Source organism: Vibrio sp. Vf1514 (assembly GCF_052076135.1).
GTDB classification, from domain to species: Bacteria; Pseudomonadota; Gammaproteobacteria; order Enterobacterales; family Vibrionaceae; genus Vibrio; species Vibrio furnissii.
In genome coordinates this window covers 1,353,838-1,370,206 of the sequence record NZ_CP197268.1, presented here as the reverse complement: position 1 = coordinate 1,370,206, position 16,369 = coordinate 1,353,838, and the positions used below count along the sequence as shown (strand labels likewise).

The 16,369-nt window shown below is 51.6% G+C and carries 14 protein-coding genes; 10 read left to right on the top strand and 4 right to left on the bottom strand.

Annotation, left to right across the window (positions count from 1 at the left end):
* The first annotated feature begins 524 nt into the window (after positions 1-524).
* Positions 525-1,790, top strand: a complete 1,266-nt coding sequence (locus ACS18Q_RS21045; RefSeq protein ID WP_441257823.1) for a RidA family protein — start codon at positions 525-527, stop codon at positions 1,788-1,790.
* A gap of 150 nt (positions 1,791-1,940) precedes the next feature.
* Here the strand turns inward: ACS18Q_RS21045 and ACS18Q_RS21040 are convergent, their stop codons facing one another.
* Positions 1,941-2,798, bottom strand: a complete 858-nt coding sequence (locus ACS18Q_RS21040; RefSeq protein WP_441257822.1) for an AraC family transcriptional regulator — start codon at positions 2,796-2,798, stop codon at positions 1,941-1,943.
* A gap of 98 nt (positions 2,799-2,896) precedes the next feature.
* Between ACS18Q_RS21040 and ACS18Q_RS21035 the strand changes: the two genes are divergently transcribed.
* Both ACS18Q_RS21035 and ACS18Q_RS21030 read left to right on the top strand, forming a co-directional pair.
* The gene (locus ACS18Q_RS21035) at positions 2,897-3,613 is read left to right on the top strand and encodes a type 1 glutamine amidotransferase (protein WP_286212534.1); all 717 of its coding nucleotides are present in this window, start codon (positions 2,897-2,899) and stop codon (positions 3,611-3,613) included.
* Between the two features lie 88 nt (positions 3,614-3,701).
* The gene (locus tag ACS18Q_RS21030) at positions 3,702-4,466 is read left to right on the top strand and encodes an AraC family transcriptional regulator (RefSeq protein ID WP_143679579.1); all 765 of its coding nucleotides are present in this window, start codon (positions 3,702-3,704) and stop codon (positions 4,464-4,466) included.
* Between the two features lie 58 nt (positions 4,467-4,524).
* Here ACS18Q_RS21030 and leuA read toward each other — a convergent pair whose 3' ends face one another.
* Both leuA and ACS18Q_RS21020 read right to left on the bottom strand, forming a co-directional pair.
* Positions 4,525-6,219, bottom strand: coding sequence for a 2-isopropylmalate synthase (gene leuA, locus ACS18Q_RS21025; RefSeq protein ID WP_441257821.1), 1,695 nt, complete (start codon positions 6,217-6,219; stop codon positions 4,525-4,527).
* A 193-nt stretch (positions 6,220-6,412) separates the two neighbouring features.
* Positions 6,413-6,619, bottom strand: a complete 207-nt coding sequence (locus ACS18Q_RS21020; RefSeq protein WP_014257689.1) for a hypothetical protein — start codon at positions 6,617-6,619, stop codon at positions 6,413-6,415.
* Positions 6,620-6,740: 121 nt separating this feature from the next.
* Here ACS18Q_RS21020 and ACS18Q_RS21015 point away from each other — a divergent pair, with 121 nt between their 5' ends.
* The gene (locus ACS18Q_RS21015) at positions 6,741-7,259 is read left to right on the top strand and encodes a TetR/AcrR family transcriptional regulator (RefSeq protein ID WP_143680086.1); all 519 of its coding nucleotides are present in this window, start codon (positions 6,741-6,743) and stop codon (positions 7,257-7,259) included.
* On the opposite strand, the gene rarD is transcribed toward ACS18Q_RS21015, so the two are convergent.
* On the bottom strand, positions 7,248-8,273 hold the full coding sequence (gene rarD, locus ACS18Q_RS21010; RefSeq protein WP_206980875.1) for an EamA family transporter RarD: 1,026 nt from the start codon (positions 8,271-8,273) through the stop codon (positions 7,248-7,250). The genes ACS18Q_RS21015 and rarD overlap by 12 nt on opposite strands.
* A gap of 108 nt (positions 8,274-8,381) precedes the next feature.
* Between rarD and ACS18Q_RS21005 the strand changes: the two genes are divergently transcribed.
* The 6 genes from ACS18Q_RS21005 to lhgO all read left to right on the top strand — a co-directional run bounded on the left by ACS18Q_RS21005 (position 8,382) and on the right by lhgO (position 16,331).
* On the top strand, positions 8,382-8,834 hold the full coding sequence (locus ACS18Q_RS21005) for an Lrp/AsnC family transcriptional regulator (RefSeq protein WP_004727619.1): 453 nt from the start codon (positions 8,382-8,384) through the stop codon (positions 8,832-8,834).
* Between the two features lie 307 nt (positions 8,835-9,141).
* The gene (locus ACS18Q_RS21000; RefSeq protein WP_004727620.1) at positions 9,142-9,813 is read left to right on the top strand and encodes a LuxR C-terminal-related transcriptional regulator; all 672 of its coding nucleotides are present in this window, start codon (positions 9,142-9,144) and stop codon (positions 9,811-9,813) included.
* Between the two features lie 287 nt (positions 9,814-10,100).
* Positions 10,101-11,489, top strand: coding sequence for a sigma-54-dependent transcriptional regulator (locus tag ACS18Q_RS20995; protein WP_441257820.1), 1,389 nt, complete (start codon positions 10,101-10,103; stop codon positions 11,487-11,489).
* Positions 11,490-11,852: 363 nt separating this feature from the next.
* Positions 11,853-12,860 carry a TAXI family TRAP transporter solute-binding subunit gene (locus tag ACS18Q_RS20990; protein ID WP_014257683.1) on the top strand — a complete coding sequence of 336 codons (1,008 nt, stop codon included), beginning with the start codon at positions 11,853-11,855 and terminating at the stop codon, positions 12,858-12,860.
* Between the two features lie 105 nt (positions 12,861-12,965).
* Entirely contained in the window at positions 12,966-15,086 is a 2,121-nt protein-coding gene (locus ACS18Q_RS20985) for a TRAP transporter permease (RefSeq protein ID WP_038151697.1), read from the top strand.
* A gap of 9 nt (positions 15,087-15,095) precedes the next feature.
* A complete protein-coding gene (lhgO, locus tag ACS18Q_RS20980; protein WP_232659168.1) occupies positions 15,096-16,331 on the top strand; it encodes an L-2-hydroxyglutarate oxidase in 1,236 nt (411 codons plus the stop codon).
* The last annotated feature ends 38 nt before the right edge of the window (positions 16,332-16,369 follow it).

Below are 16,369 nucleotides of genomic sequence, written 5' to 3'. Positions count from 1 at the left end.
AGGGAACTGGGTCAAATCCTAAAACACGATCTTGCACCAACCGTGGAATCTTGGAGAGTGGTGCTCATTCGCTAAAGTAAATGTAGATAAATTGTTTAAAAGTGCGCCGCACGGTTGCTTTTTTGTATCTTTGATATTTCAAATAAAAATCTATTCATGAAATTCGGGTATCAAATCACTCAATTTGGTCACGGGCGGGTCGTTTACTGAGTATGTTGTGAAGCAGCCATCATATTTGAACATCTAACATAAAATAAACGGCATATTTTAAATGCTATATATTCATTTTCAGGGAATGAATACGCTTGTTGAATAAATATAATACGATTTATTCTGGATGATGCGGATATTTAATCTTGCTCTGACTAATTATCCACCGCGTGTCGGGTTGCTAGCGAAATTTAATTTTGAATTCCATCACACTCATGAATATAGCCTTGAATTACCATCAGCGCTCTTAGAAAGATAAGCCCTAAATCATCACGATTAAAATCCCCTACAAACCGATAAGGATACCTATCATCATGAGCGGTAAGATCATCAAGCTATCTCGAAATACAGGCCAAGCGCCAATCAATGCATTCTCTACACAAAGCGTTGCTTTCTCTCATTACAACAATATTTCGGCGCAACTGCCGATTGATCCTCAAAGTGGTGAGTTGGTGATCGGGGACATCAAAGCGCAAGCGAAGCAATGTTTTGACAACATCAAATCTATCGTAGAGAGCATTGAGCACGTGATGGATGACGTGGTGAAAGTGAATGTATTCCTGAAAAATATTGACGATGCAGACGCCGTCAACGACGTGATGGCGGCGTTCTTTACAACATACTTCCCAACGAAAACCGTGTCTGCCGTGGCCGAACTCCCTCACCGTGATGCGCTGATTCAAGTGGACGCTTTGATCTCGAACGGTGAAGGGACTCAGCCCCAAGCCCCTTGCGCTTTGATTAAGCTGGCGAGAAACAGTGATCGCGTGGCTCAGAGCGCAACATCAACTCATTCAGTGGCTTTCTCACACTACAACAACCTTTCTGCGCAACTGCCCATTGATCCGACTACAGGCGCGTTGGTGGAAGGGGGAATCAAGGCGCAAGCGGCTCAGTGTTTGCGTAACCTCAAGACCGTCTTAGAAAGTATTGATGTGCCGTTTGATGACATTGTTAAAGTGGGCATTCAGGTGAGCGATCTTGCCGACATCGAGCAAGTGAATGAAGTGTATATGACGTTCTTCCCTGATTCGGCCATCGCGCGCAGCGTGGCTTATGTTCCAGCGCGTACCGTGACCCAAGCGGCAGGTCTGCCAATGAATGCATTGGTTCAAATGGATGCGGTTATCTCTCATGGCGACGGCACGCCCCCACAAGCCGTGGAAGACAGACACGGGCTTGTGATTTGGGCGAACAATACCGAGTTGGCACCGATGAGTGAGCTTTCAACGCAAACTGTTGCTTTTTCTCACTACAACCACATCTCGGCGCAGCTTCCTGTGGATGCACAGACAGGAAAACTGGTCGCAGGCAATGCGGGCGAGCAGGCCAAGCAGTGCCTCACGCACATTCAGTCCATCGTTGAAAGCATTGGTCATGACATGGATGATTTGGTGAAGGTCAACATTCAACTGACTGATGTCGCTGATCTGCATTTGGTTGATGAGGTATACACGACGTTTTTCAATGGCAAACTTCCAGCCAGAACCGTGATTGGCGTTGAAAAGATCCTATCAGGCGCATTGGTTCAGATTGATGCGGTTGTTTCAAATGCTGAAGGCACGCCGCCAACAAAATAATCGTATTGCTGCCTGATATGTTGAACCTCAGCATATCAGGCAAGTTTGGCCTTCCTCAAAATAGCCTTTCAATAAAAAATAGCTTTTCAATAAACCCGGAGAACGAACGGGCGCTACACCGGCATCAAACCGCTTCGTCGCATCCTTTCGTTAAATGCCCTCATCAAGGACTTCTTCATCAACCATCTCTTCATCAATCCTTCCCTCGGTAACAAGCTGCGTCAAATCCTGCCCGTGGTTTAACAGGCTGTGGCGGTATTTACTTGGGGTGTGATGAAACAGTTTCTTAAAGGCATAGATGTATGCGGAATCGGAGGCATAGCCCAGCTCCAGCGCAATATCTTGAATGGTTCTCGGGGTGCTCAATAATTGTAGAGACATGACGAGTCGCACATTTTGCCGCCACAGCGAGAACGATTGATCAAATTCTTTGGCACATAGCCGAGAGAGCGTGCGTTCTGACGCCCCAACGTGCTTCGCCCATTCGTTTAAGCTGAACTTCATATCGGGTTGCGCCTTCAATTGATCGAAAATGGCTTTGAGGCGTTTGTCGCGGGGGATCAGCAATGGGATCGCATACTGCCCGGCGGTGTCGATTTGATCGCGTAACACCGTTAAAAGATGGATGAGATTCTCGGGCGGCAGTGCTTGAGTCGAGCGATTAAACAACAGCAAGATCAAGGCCTTGAGAAACGGCGTCACCAAACACGATTTCGCCTCAACGCCGTAATTCACCCCGCTTTTGGGGTTGAGGTACATCGCCAAAAATTGCGTGTCGGTGACCGATACCGATTTGTGCACCGTGTCGGCGGGGATATACAACATGGCGTTGTGAGGGACGATGACCGATCTGTTTTCAATCGAGGATTGCAATAACCCACTGAGCGGAAAGATGATTTGGTGCCATGGGTGCGTGTGAAAATCATCGATGTAGCCCGCTCGCATGTGAGTGGTTTTGGTGATGAACACCTGATGAGGGGACGATTGAATGAGGTGGTTGGCTTGCATAATTGGCGACTTATCGATGTTTAATGGCAGATAGTATATAACACGTCACTTTCGCTTGATATAGCATCAATGGCCTACTCAACGAGAAAGGCAACATCATGCGAATTCACTTTATTATTCATGAACATTTTGAAGCGCCAGGCGCTTATGAAATCTGGGCGACTCGCCGTGGTTTTCATATCGGTTACTCTCGCGTGTACGAAGGCGAGCCTTTGCCATTGAATGTTGACGCGATCGATCTGTTGATTGTGATGGGCGGGCCGCAAAATCCCGCGACCACGCAAGCGCAGTGCGCTCACTTTAACGCGAAAGCGGAGCAGGCCTGCATTCTGTCGGCGATTCGTGCCGGAAAAGCGGTGATTGGAGTCTGTTTGGGCGCGCAACTTATTGGGGAAGCGTTGGGAGCGCGCTACGCACCGAGCCCGGAACGCGAGATCGGTAAGTTTCCGATCACACTCACGCCAGCGGGGTTGCACCATCCGCTGATGGCACATTTTGGTGCCACGTTACCGGTCGGGCATTGGCACAATGATATGCCCGGGTTGACTCCCGACGCGCACGTTCTTGCCTTTAGCGCCGGGTGCCCACGGCAGATTGTCGCTTACAGCGATGTCGTTTTTGGCTTCCAATGCCATATGGAACTGACAAAAGAGGTGGTGGCGCTATTGATTGAACATGATGCAGTTGACGTGTCTGGCCATCATCCGTTCGTGGAATCGCCACAGCGCCTCATGCAGCATGACTATGAGGACATGAACCAAACGCTGTACCAGTTTCTCGATCAGTTGGTTGCTTATTACCAAGCGCGGTGCTGAAGGCTTGCATCTCACGGTGGTGTCGTTAGTATGATTTTTTGATGATGCTACTGCCACGTTCAATGAGGCTCGCTTTCGCGAACACACCATGAAATTTTGCGACGAAACGTTGGGGCCGCCCGTGCTGGCCTATGCTCACGATTACATGCATGGGGACACTGAAGCCGCACACGAACATCAGTGTGCGCAGTTTTTGCATGCGTTAAACGGGGTGATTCGGGTCGATACCGCCGCCGGAACATGGGTGGTGACGGCAAATAAAGGCATGTGGATTCCAGCTGGCGTTTCGCACAGCCTGCGAATTACGGGCCATGTCAAAGTGCGCACGCTGTTTGTCGATGCGATGGCACGAGCCGATCTGCCCAACACGTGCGTGCTGTCGGAAGTGCCATCTTTACTGAAACATCTCATTGTTGAAGCCGTATCGCTGCCCGAGGAACGGATTGCTGGAACGCGGGAAGAGCGTATTTTCGAGCTGATTTTGGATGAATTGCGCCGACTCAAACCGGTCGATTTCTATCTGCCGAACCCAAGCTCCGATGGGTTAATCATGCTGTGTGATTACGTCTCGGATCGCATTGCTCACCCTTGGACGGCGACTGACGCGGCGAAGTATTTGGGGCAGAGTGAACGCACCGTGTCGCGCAAATTTCAGCAAGAGCTGGGGCTGACGTTCACCGAATGGCTGCGTCAGAAACGCTTGGTTCACGCGCTTGAATTATTAGCCAGCGGCCACAGCGTGCTCGACAGCGCGCTGGCGATTGGATATGACAGCCCGAGTGCGTTCAGCGCCATGTTCAAAAGCCGTATCGGGCTGACGCCGAGCGAATACACGGCGTCTATCTTGTTTTAATTCAATGTCACTTCAGTCAACGGTGACCTGATTCCACGGCAATCTGATTAACGGTCTGTCAGTCTACGGAGCGCGAATGGGGCTGCGTCTTGAGCATGTTGGCGTAGGCATTCATGACAGCTTGCAGCGATGCCTTGGTGGCATCTTCATCAATCGCCACACCAAACTGGGTCACATTTGACGTCGCCGATTGCAATTGAACGTAGCTCACCGCTTTGCTGCGAGTGTTCGAACCGAGCGTGTGTTCGTGATAATCAACGATGTTGCAGGTTATCCCAAACTGCTCGGTTAGCGCGTTTAACATTGCCGAGAGTAACCCGTTTCCTATGCCCGAACACACCATTTCTTCTTGGTTGAACCCCATACGGCTCTCAATCTGTTGGCCTGTTGCCGCCGGTTGGCTTTGATAACTCAGCAGGCGCATCTCGGGCGAGGGCATCAATCCATAGGCTTGCCTGAACAACTGCCACAATTCGGCAATCGAGATTTCGCGCCCAGTTTGGTCGGTATGACGTTTCACACGTTGACTTAAATCCACTTGCAGCATTTTGGGGAGTGATAAGCCGTGGTTTTCTTGGAGTAACCATGCCGCGCCACTTTTCCCCGACTGGCTGTTGACCCGAATCACCTCTTCATAATTGCACCCCAGATCCATTGGATCGAGCGGCAAATAAGGGATCGACCATAGCGGTTGCGGCATGTGATGATGGCGAGCAAAGCCTTTTTTAATCGCGTCCTGATGCGAACCGGAGAACGCGGTAAACACCAATCGGCCGCCATAGGGATGACGTGGATGCACCGGCAGTTCATTGCACTCTTCAACCACTTCGACCGTGCGTCGAATGTCTGAAAAGCGCAGTTTTGGGTCGATACCTTGCGAATAGAGATTGAGCGCAATCGTCACCAAATCCGCATTGCCCGTTCGCTCGCCATTGCCAAACAAGCATCCTTCAATACGTGTGGCGCCCGCCAACATGGCAAGTTCAGCACTTGCAACGCCGGTGCCGCGGTCGTTGTGCGGATGCACGCTAAGGGTGACACACTGCAAGCATGAGAACGAGTGAATAAAGTGTTCGATTTGATCGGCAAACACATTCGGTGTGTTGCATTCCACCGTGGTGGGTAAGTTTAAGATCAGCGGGCGCTGCTGGCTGGGCTGCCAAGCGGCGGCCACGGCTTCGCAAATCTCCAACGCAAATTCCGGTTCGGTAAAGTTGAACGTTTCGGGCGAGTATTCCAGTGTCCACTGCGTGTGTGGGTGCTGGTCGCACAAGGCTTTGATCTGTTTCACGCCCTTGACGGCGAGAGCCAAGGTGGCTGGCTTATCTTGCTCGAACACCACATCGCGAAAGAGCGGCGCAGTCGCATTGTATAAATGAATAATGGCCTTTGGCGCCCCGTCGAGTGCGGCGATGGTGCGCTCAATCAAATCTGGTCGCGATTGGGTGATGACCTGAATGGTGACGTCGTCGGGGATTCGGCGCTCTTCAATCAGGCAGCGCACAAAATCGAAATCGGTTTGTGAGGCAGCAGGAAACGCGACTTCGATCTCTTTGAATCCGCATTCGACCAAGTGGTGAAAGAATTTCAGCTTGCGTGCTTGATTCATGGGATTCGCGAGCGCTTGATTGCCGTCGCGTAGATCCGTGGAACACCAACGCGGCGCTTGTGTCAGCACTTTTGAAGGCCAAGTGCGTTGCGGGAAGTGAATAACCGGCGCCGGTCGGTATTTGTTTGCTGGGTTCTCTAACATGATGAATTCGTCCGTGGAGCAGTGAGTCGAACATTCATCCTAAATGGGCTTTGCTGGGCGATCTGCGCAGAAGTGGACAAGCATCGTCGTGATTTGGACAACGCCTGATGATGCTTGCCGCTATTGCCGTGTTTTATCGCTATGTCCGTTGCGGGGCTTGATGACCGCACGCGGGCACGCTGTGCGTCATCCATCAACGTGATGTCACCCAGCCTTTGAATAGGCTCTTCATTTCAGAGCGGACTTCTTGCCCGCCAATCACGGCCAAAAGTAACAGACCGCCGGGCACCAAGACCACAATCAACAGTGGCCTGAGCAGGTATGAAAAGCACAGTAAGCCGGGTAAGAAAATGAACCATTGGCAAAGTGTCAGCATGCCGGTTTTAAGCAGATGTATCATTCCTTTCTCCTCGTTATGATTTTAATTGAGCGTGCTCAATTTTATAAATGAGCGCGCTCAGTTTGTCAATGCGAGAGGGGAAAGGTATGATGCAACGGCATGACATAATGATGAGCCGATGATGGGTAAACGAGAGCAAACGAGAGAACGAATACTGGCTGCGGCGTGGCAACTCTTTGAAACGCAGGGATATCAAGAAACGTCAACGCGCCAAATTGCGCGCCAGGCTGGCGTGGCCGATGGCACGGTGTTTAGCCATTTCGAGACCAAACTGGCCATCCTACGCGAAGGCGTGATGAATCAACTTGAGCGACTGTCGCAACAAGGATTCAACGCCCCTTCGCAAGATGCGTTTGAATTGGCGATGCAGTTTGCCCGTACCTACTACGGTTACTATTTTGCCAATGTAAACTTGAGTCGTGCGCTGCTCAAAGAAGTGGTGTGGGACATGGATTACTACCAATCGTTCAATCAAACCCTGTTTGAGACGGCCAATCTTCCGGCGGCGTGGGGTGAAAATATGCCCGTGTTGCTCGATTGCTATTTCATGACCTTAATTACCCATTTGAGTAAGCCGGAACCCAATCTCGAACACGCGCTTCACGCGTTGGAAAGCAAATACCGCCACTTATTTCGTTGATTGAATCGGGTCATTGGGTTGTTCGAGACTCGGTTCATGACTGAACTCTTCGCTCTGCTCGACACTTTGCTCGTGGCTTTGCTTGAGACCTTGCTGGTGATGACGCCGTGCGCGCTTTGCGGCTTTCGCCCGCCACAAACTCAATCCGCCTTCGAGCATCAGCACCACCACCGCCAGCCAAATGGCAAGGTAAGTGGGCCATTCGCTGGCGTGAATGTTTTCCCCAAGCAGCAGCGCAACCAGCAGCAGTAACACTGGCTCAACGTAAACCAGCAAGCCAAACAGCGTGATGTTCAGATGCGGTGCCGAAAGCGATTGAAACGCCAATGCCAACGCGCTGATCGCGCCCAAACCGAGAATCAGCCACAGCAGATCCAAATTCGCGCTCACAGCTTGCAACACATGGCCGCCGTGACCCACAAAGTAGAGGCTGACTGGCAGGCTGAGCAGCATGTCAAACCAGAGCCCGCCGATGTGATTGGTGTCGGTTTTGTAGCGCAGCCCAAAATAGATGGGATACCCCAAACATACTACTAGCGTTGGCCACGATAAGGTTTGAGAAATGGCCAATTGATTGATCACGCCAAGCAACGCAAACAAACATGCCCATTGCTGAAAGCGCGACATGCGATCGTGAAACACCACGCGCCCGACCACCACCATGGTGATGGGCATGATGAAGTACCCCAAAGACACCGACAGCCCGTATCCGTTCACCGGTGCCCACATAAACAGCCACAGCTGAATGCCAATCAAAAACGATGATGCCACGCGCGTCAGCCAGAAATAACGTTCCGTGCGCAGGCGCTGAAACAGCGTCGCGACTTGGGGCCAGTAACCTCTGAGCAGAATGAACAGCGTGAGCAGTGGAAAGGTGAGCAGGATTCGCCAGCCGTAAATTTCTTCGCCTTGCAGATCGCGCAATAAAGCGGTGTAGGCAAACATCAGCGCGAAGAGGGCAGAGGCAATCACATTGAGCGTGACACCCAGTGGCGTGTGCATGGTTTTTGGCATCGTTATCGACCGAGTCAGGGGGAATGGCGATATTTTATTGCGTCGGCCTTGATAAAGGTGCTCGAAATTCATAACGTGAGTGAGAAAATTTCTCACTGGACGAGTCTGATGTCATTGGATAAATACGATTATGCGCTGTTGGAATGCTTGCAGCGCAATTGCCAAACTCCGCTGCGTGAGTTGGCGGACGCCGTTTACTTATCGACTGCATCGGTGCAGCGGCGTATTCAAAAGCTCAAAGAGCAAGGCTACATTCAAGCCAACGTGGCCGTGCTCGACCCCGACAAACTCAATCAAGTGATCACGATTGTGGTGGAGGTTCAGGCCGACAAAACCTACGCGCTAGACCTCGACGTGCTCAAGCAAAGCTTCTCAGGGCCAGAAGTGCAACAGTGCTATTACGTGACCGGCGATGTGGATTTCGTTCTGGTGCTGGTGGTGCCCAACATGCAACGCTTTCAGGCGATTTGCGATAAATTGTTCCACAGTAATCCTAATGTGAAATGGTTTCGAACCATGGTCGCATTAGACCGGGTCAAAGCAACGTTAGATGTACTTTAATTCGCCCTGACGGCCTAATGTTGGGGCGTGAATCCATCGGTCGAATGCAACTGTTATTAATTTATTAATCAATATAATTACTAATATTTGTGAATTGCATCGTTATTTAAGCTTCGCTAATAGACAATTATAATTAAAACTGTCAATGCTTCTCATATTTAAGACGTACTATTAAGTTGATGAATTATTTCAACTAAAGTGTGCGTCATTCGTATATAAATACGCTACGCCAAAATAGGCACATTGACTTCCTCTTTCTGAAGGTTAGTTTTACTTATGTCAGTCATAAGGCTTAGGAGTATTTGTAATGAGCGAAGGAAAAAGACTAAACGTACGATTACTTTCTGACGTATGCATGCAATCGAGATTATTAAAAGACGCGTTAGAATCGCGGCTTCCGATTGGCATCGACATTTCGCCATTTAATGAATTGTGGCAGCACGAAAATGATCCCGCGTGTCACGACGTTAAAATTATCATCATCGACTATTCGTGCATCGACAGCACCACACTGAGCGATTACTACACCTTTAAACAGATGTCATGCCCTGAAGCCAAAGAAGTCGTGATTAATTGCCCCCCGGAGGCGGATTCTAAGTCATTGTTTAAGTGGCAAAAACTTTCGGGTGTGTTTTTCGCCGATGACGACATTGATGCGCTCGTGAAAGGCATGAACAAAGTGTTGGAAGATGAAATGTGGCTGACGCGCAAGCTGGCGCAAGAGTACATCATGCACTATCGTGCGGGCGCCCCGGCCGTGACGTCGCAAGCATATACAAAATTAACTCGCCGCGAACAGCAAATTATTAAGCTGCTTGGCAGTGGGGCATCCAATATCGAAATCGCCGACAAGTTGTATGTAAGCGAAAATACGGTGAAGACACATCTACACAATGTGTTTAAGAAAATTAATGCGAAGAATCGCCTGCAAGCATTAATCTGGGCGAAGAATAATATTGCGATGGAAGAAGTGAGTTAATTTTTGCTATTTGCAGAGTTGAAACACGACGCGCGTGGTACAACGGTGTTCAATACACAGCACTCAGGATAAATAGCCGCGTGACTGGCAAATGATATTCGACGTGGCGTGATGTTTCAGGGGCGTAACTCGGGCATGAAAAAAGGCAGCATCGGCTGCCTTTTTGCTTTTCGGCGCATGGGGTGATTCGCGGCTTTGTATTTGGTAACCCAGAAGTGAGAAGCAGCTCCTTTCTTTGCGGCGTCTTTTTCCTTACCGTATCGCGAGATAAGAAAAGGAAGCATGGCATGAGTAGTCAGGACGCATTACCGATCGCGTTAATTGAAGATGATGACATTGTCCGTCAGGCCACCAGTCAGTGGTTGCAACTGGCGGGATTTGATGTGTGCGGGTTTGCCGATGGGCGAGCGGCGCTGGAAGGGTTGGCTACGCAGCGCTTTGCGACCATCATCAGTGATGTGCGTTTGCCGGATTACGATGGCGTCGAGATGCTGTCTGAGCTGAACCGCTTGCAGCCGCATACGCCGGTCATCTTGATCACCGGTCATGGCGATGTGGACATGGCAGTCAAAGCGTTGCAAAAAGGCGCCTACGATTTTATTGAAAAACCGTTCAATCCGGATCGCCTGTCGAGCACGGTGGCGGATGCGGTCAACAAGTTTCACAGTGAAGCGCAGTCGCAAGACCGAAGCCAGTATCTCTCCACCCTGCAAGGGCTGGAGCAAGTCCTGATTGGGCGCAGCAAAGTGATGACGGCGCTGCGTGAACAAATCGCCAAAGTGGCGGCGATTGACACCAACGTCATCATCTACGGCGAAACTGGCTGTGGTAAAGAGCTGGTGGCGACGTGCTTGCATCAGGAAAGTCCGCGCCGACATTTCAATTTTGTGCCGATCAACTGCGGCGCTATTCCGGAAAGTTTGTTTGAAAGCGAGCTGTTTGGCCACGAAGCGGGCGCGTTTACCGGCGCGGTGAAAAAGCGCATCGGTAAGTTGGAGTTTGCCGACAAGGGAACGCTGTTTCTCGATGAAATCGAAAGTATGCCACTGTCGATGCAGGTCAAAGTGCTGCGGGTGCTGCAAGAGCATGTGGTGGAACGCGTCGGCGGGAATCAGAAAGTGGCGATCGATTTACGTGTGATTGCGGCGGCCAAAGACGATCTGTTGGAGCATCCTGAATTTCGTCAAGATTTGTTCTATCGCCTCAACGTGGCGCAGCTCTATTTGCCGCCGCTGCGTGAGCGTGACGAAGACGTGTTGCTGCTGTTTGAACACTTCACGCAGCAAGCCAGCCCACACACCCGTGTGGCCAGTGATGCAGATCAGCATGCGCTACTCAGTTATGCGTGGCCGGGCAATGTGCGCGAGCTGCGCAACGTTGCGATGCGTTTCGCACTGGATGAATCGCTAACGGTGGGGGAAATTCTGGCCAGTCGCCCGAATACCACCACCGAAGAAGCCAGCGCCGGGCTGCCGCTGTCGATTCAGTTGCAAACCTTTGAGCGCAAAGTCATTCACGACGCATTAACTCGCCATCGCGGCAGCATCAGCGACACCATGAGAGAGCTGGATCTGCCGCGCCGCACGCTCAATCAGAAAATGCAGAAGTATGGCCTCAATCGCAGCGATTATACGCAGGATGAAGAGGAGCCGCGTTCCCAATCCAACGGCAAGTAATTTGGGATAGGCAAAATTTTGCTCATATAGATTTTGAGGTATTTATTAACATTGATCACAATTCGTTAATGAGTTGTGATCAAAAACCGCAATCAGCACGGCTTTTTATGCGTCCCCATCGGCGAAATTTTGCTTATGCCTCATCGGGCGAATCAGCGGATTTTTGCTCATTTTGCTGCTTTATATTCATTATTTTAAATCAATTCAATCACTTAGTTTTTGGCATCTTCTTTGCTCTATCGGGATAGACCTAAACAATCGACTCGGGCGGCGGGCATTCGTTTTCAGCCCATCACCGCGCGGTTGATCGGAAGGGTGACTCGCTATTTCCGGCGAACAACAAGAATGACACGGAGAGTAAAGATGAAACACAAACGCCTTGCCAAAACCCTACTGGCTGCTGCCGCTTCTTTTGGCCTGCTTGCTGGCGCGCACGCGGCAGAAGAACGCAGCTACATTATGGCGACTGCCTCAACGGGCGGAACCTATTACCCAGTTGGTGTTGCTCTGGCGACACTGAGCAAAGTTAAACTTAGCCCGACTTACCACTTCTCCCTTTCTGCGATCAGCTCTGCGGGGTCGGGCGAAAACGTCAAAATGCTCAACGAAAATGAAGCGCAATTTGCGATTCTGCAAGGCTTGTACGGCGCGTGGGCTTGGGCGGGTGAAGGCCCTTACAAAGAGCGTCAAACTCAATTGCGTTCAGTGTCCATGCTGTGGCAAAACGTCGAGCACTTCATTGTGCGTTCTGATTTAGCGCCCAACGGCAGCATTGCTGACATGAGTAATATGGCTGGCAAGAAGTTTTCTATCGGGTCAAAAAACTCCGGCACGGAATTTTCTGGTCGTCAGATCATGAAAGGGCTGAATGTTGATCCCGATAGCTTCAATCTGGCCTATCTAGGTTACAGCGGCAGTGCAAGCGCGCTACAAAACGGCACGATTGATGGCATGAACACGCCAGCGGGTGTGCCTGTGGGCGCGGTGACTCAGGCGTTTGCGGCGCTGGGCAACGACATCAAAATTCTGTCGTTCACCGATGAGCAAATTAAACAGGCGAACGGCAACTATGAGCTGTGGACCAAATATGTGATTCCAGCCAATACCTACCCGGGTTTGGATAAGCCGATCACCACCATTGCGCAGCCAAACTTCCTGGCGGTGCGTGACGACGTCTCTGATGAAGATGTATATCAACTGACCAAAACCATGTACGAAAACCTCGCGTTCCTGCAAGGCATTCACAAAGCAACCAAAGCCATGGCGATTGAAAAAGCCATCGCTGGCCTGCCATTGCCATTGCATCCGGGCGCGGCGCGTTACTACAAAGAAGTGGGTATCAACATTCCGGCTCAGTTAATCGCTGAGTAATGCTGCAAGCCGCCTCGTGTCGTGCGAGGCGGTATTTCTCATTTTCTATGGTTAATTGTGCCCGGCGTGCAACGGGCATTAGCTGTAGAGCCGTGGAGTATGATGATGAGTGAACCACTGGATCAAGAACTACAAAAATATGAACTGCCGACCCGCGATGCGTTTCCGTGGGTCGCCAAAACCATTGCCACGCTGGGGGTGCTGCTGTCGCTGGCGCACATCTGGTTTAATACCTTTTCAACCTTACCGGAGCTGTGGATCTCTGCCACCCACTTTGCTGGCTTTGCGATGATCTGCGCGCTGTGGTACCCGGCCAATATTCGTTGGCGCGATAGCAAAATCGCGCTTGGCGTTGATGTGATCATCGCCTTGGCGGCGTTGGCATGTCTGATTTATATCCCTTTGGCGGAAGATGCACTCTATGCGCGCGGCGTGAAATTCGTCACCAGCGATTGGGTGTTTGCTATTCTGGCGATTGTGATTGTGATTGAAATGATTCGCCGCACCATGGGCTGGTTCATTCCGATGTTAATCCTCGTGTGTTTAAGCTACGTGGTGTTGTGGGGCAAATGGGCGAGTGGCATTTTCCACTTTCCGGGACTGAGTATGGAAACCCTGCTGTACCGTAGTTTCTACTCGTCGGAAGGGATGTTCGGGTCGATTTCCCGTATCAGTTGGAGCTTTGTCTTCATGTTCATTCTGTTTGGCGCCTTTTTGGTGCGCTCCGGGGTGGGCGATTATATCATCAACGTTTCCCGAGCGGCGGCAGGTAAAGTGATTGGCGGCCCGGGATTCATTGCGGTGCTTGCCTCGGGCTTGATGGGATCGGTGTCGGGTTCTAGTGTGGCGAATACCGTCTCGACGGGCGTGATCACTATTCCGATGATGAAGAAAGCGGGTTTCCCATCGCGATTTGCCGCCGGGGTTGAAGCGGCTGCATCCACGGGTGGGCAGTTGATGCCACCGGTGATGGGCGCGGGGGCGTTCATCATGGCATCGTACACGCAAATTCCTTATGTCGATATTGTCGCGGTGTCGTTTATTCCGGCGCTGATCTATTTCTTGTCTGTGGCCTTTTTCGTCCGTATTGAAGCCAAACGCAGCGGTGTGCAGAAGGTGACCACCAGTGAGGAATCGTTCCTCAAAGTCTTGGTCTCGGGCTGGCATAACCTGATCCCCTTGGTGGTGTTGGTGACGCTGTTGGTCAAAGGATTTACCCCGACGTATGCCGCGGGCCTGTCGATTTTGTCGGTGATTGTTGCCTCTTGGTTCTCGAAAGAGCATCGTATGGGCTTCAAGGAAATCATTGATGCGCTGGAGCAAGGCGCGAAGAACATGGCCACGACCGCCGTGCTTTTGGTGGGCATCGGGTTGGTCATTAACGTGATCAGTACCACCGGCATCGGTAACACCTTCTCACTGATGATCGATAACTGGTCGGGCGGCGATCTGCTCACCATGTTGGTGCTGATCACGCTGGCGTCTTTGGTGCTCGGGATGGGGCTACCGGTCACGGCGGCGTACATTGTGTTGGGTACACTCTCTGCGCCTGCGCTGTACAAACTGATTGCAGAGAGCCAGTTGGTCGACATGATTGCTGCGGGCCAGTTGCCTGAACAGGCCAAAGCGATCTTCATGCTGGCAGCGCCGGATAAACTGGAACTGCTCAATGCGCCGATGGCGCTGGAAAACGCCAAAGCGTTGGTCGATCTGGTGCCGGCGGATTTCCTTGATACGCTGCTACAACAAAGCTTGGGTCTTGAAGCGGTGGGCTTAGCGCTCCTTTCTGCGCACCTCATCATCTTCTGGTTGTCGCAAGACAGTAACGTGACGCCACCGGTGTGTCTGACTGCGTTTGCCGCGGCGACGATTGCCAAAACACCGCCCATGCGCACCGGCCTGACGGCGTGGAAAATTGCCAAAGGCTTGTATCTGGTGCCGTTGCTGATTGCGTACACGCAGTTGATCGACTGGGATCCGGTCACCGTGATGACGATCGGTTTCTTTGCCATCGTGGGCACGTACGCCATGATCGGGGCGATCGAAGGCTTCTTGGAAGGCCCGCTCAACTGGTTGATCCGCGCTGTCTTGGCGGTGATCGGGATTGCGCTGGTGTGGCCAAACATCCCATTGGCGATTCGCGTGGTGTGTGTGGCATTGTTTGTGGCGATTTTCATCTACAGTGGTCGACGTCCGAACGTCGCGATGAAAGCGGCGTCGGCTTAAGGAGTACACATGAACACTCATTTTGATTATGTGATTGTTGGCGGCGGCATTGTGGGCGTCTCGACGGCTTGGCAACTCAAGCAGCAATACCCCGACAAGTCGATTTTGCTGGTGGAGAAAGAGGCGGGCTTCTCCCGCCATCAAACCGGGCACAACAGCGGGGTGATCCACGCGGGCGTCTACTACGCGCCCGGTAGCCTCAAAGCCGACTTTTGCAAACGCGGCGTCGAGCGCACGGTGTCGTTCTGTGCCAAACACGATATTCCGGTGGAGAACTGCGGCAAACTCTTGGTCGCGACCAATGCGGTTGAGCTGGAACGCATGCAGGCGCTGTTTGAGCGTTGCCAGCAAAACGAACTCGATGTGGCACTGCTCGATGCAGCGCAGCTCAAATTGGCGGAACCCAACATCACGGGGCTTGGCGCGATTTATGTCAAAACAACCAGCATCGTCAACTACCGTTTAGTGACCGAGAAAATGGCGGAAGAGTTCAAAGCATTGGGTGGCGAAGTGTGCCTAAGCACCGAAGTGGTGGGGCTGAACGAAACCGAGCAGGAGATCAGCGTGCAGTGTCGTTACAAAGGCTCGCCGATCACCTTCCACAGTCAGTTTCTGGTGTCGTGCTCTGGCCTGATGGCCGATCGCATGACTAAGATGCTGGGGCTGGCGACGGATTTTCAGATCATTCCGTATCGCGGTGAATACTATCGCTTGGCGCCCAAACACAATCAGGTGGTGAAACACCTGATCTATCCGATTCCGGATCCGGAACTGCCGTTTTTGGGCGTGCACTTAACACGCATGATTGATGGTTCGGTCACGGTTGGGCCGAATGCAGTGCAAGGGTTTAAGCGCGAAGGTTATGGCAAAGTGAACATCAGCGTGCGCGATGTGTGGGAGATGCTTCGCTTTAGTGGTTTTTGGAAAGTCACCGCGAAGAATCTGAAGACCGGGTTGGTGGAGATGAAAAACTCGCTGTGGAAGCCGGGCTACCTGCAACTGGTGCGCAAATATTGCCCGAGCATTGAATTGGCGGACTTACAACCTTATCCGGCGGGGATTCGCGCTCAGGCGGTGTTGTCGGATGGCACTTTGGTGCATGATTTTCTGTTTGCCGAAAGCCCGCGCAGCCTGCATGTGTGCAACGCACCATCGCCCGCCGCAACCTCGGCGATGCCGATTGGGGAATACATCTGCCAGAAAATCGCACAGAAAGCGCCGCCCGCGCAATCTCAGGCGGCGTAATCTGACCGAATATGACAAAAAGGGGCTTTCGCCCCTTT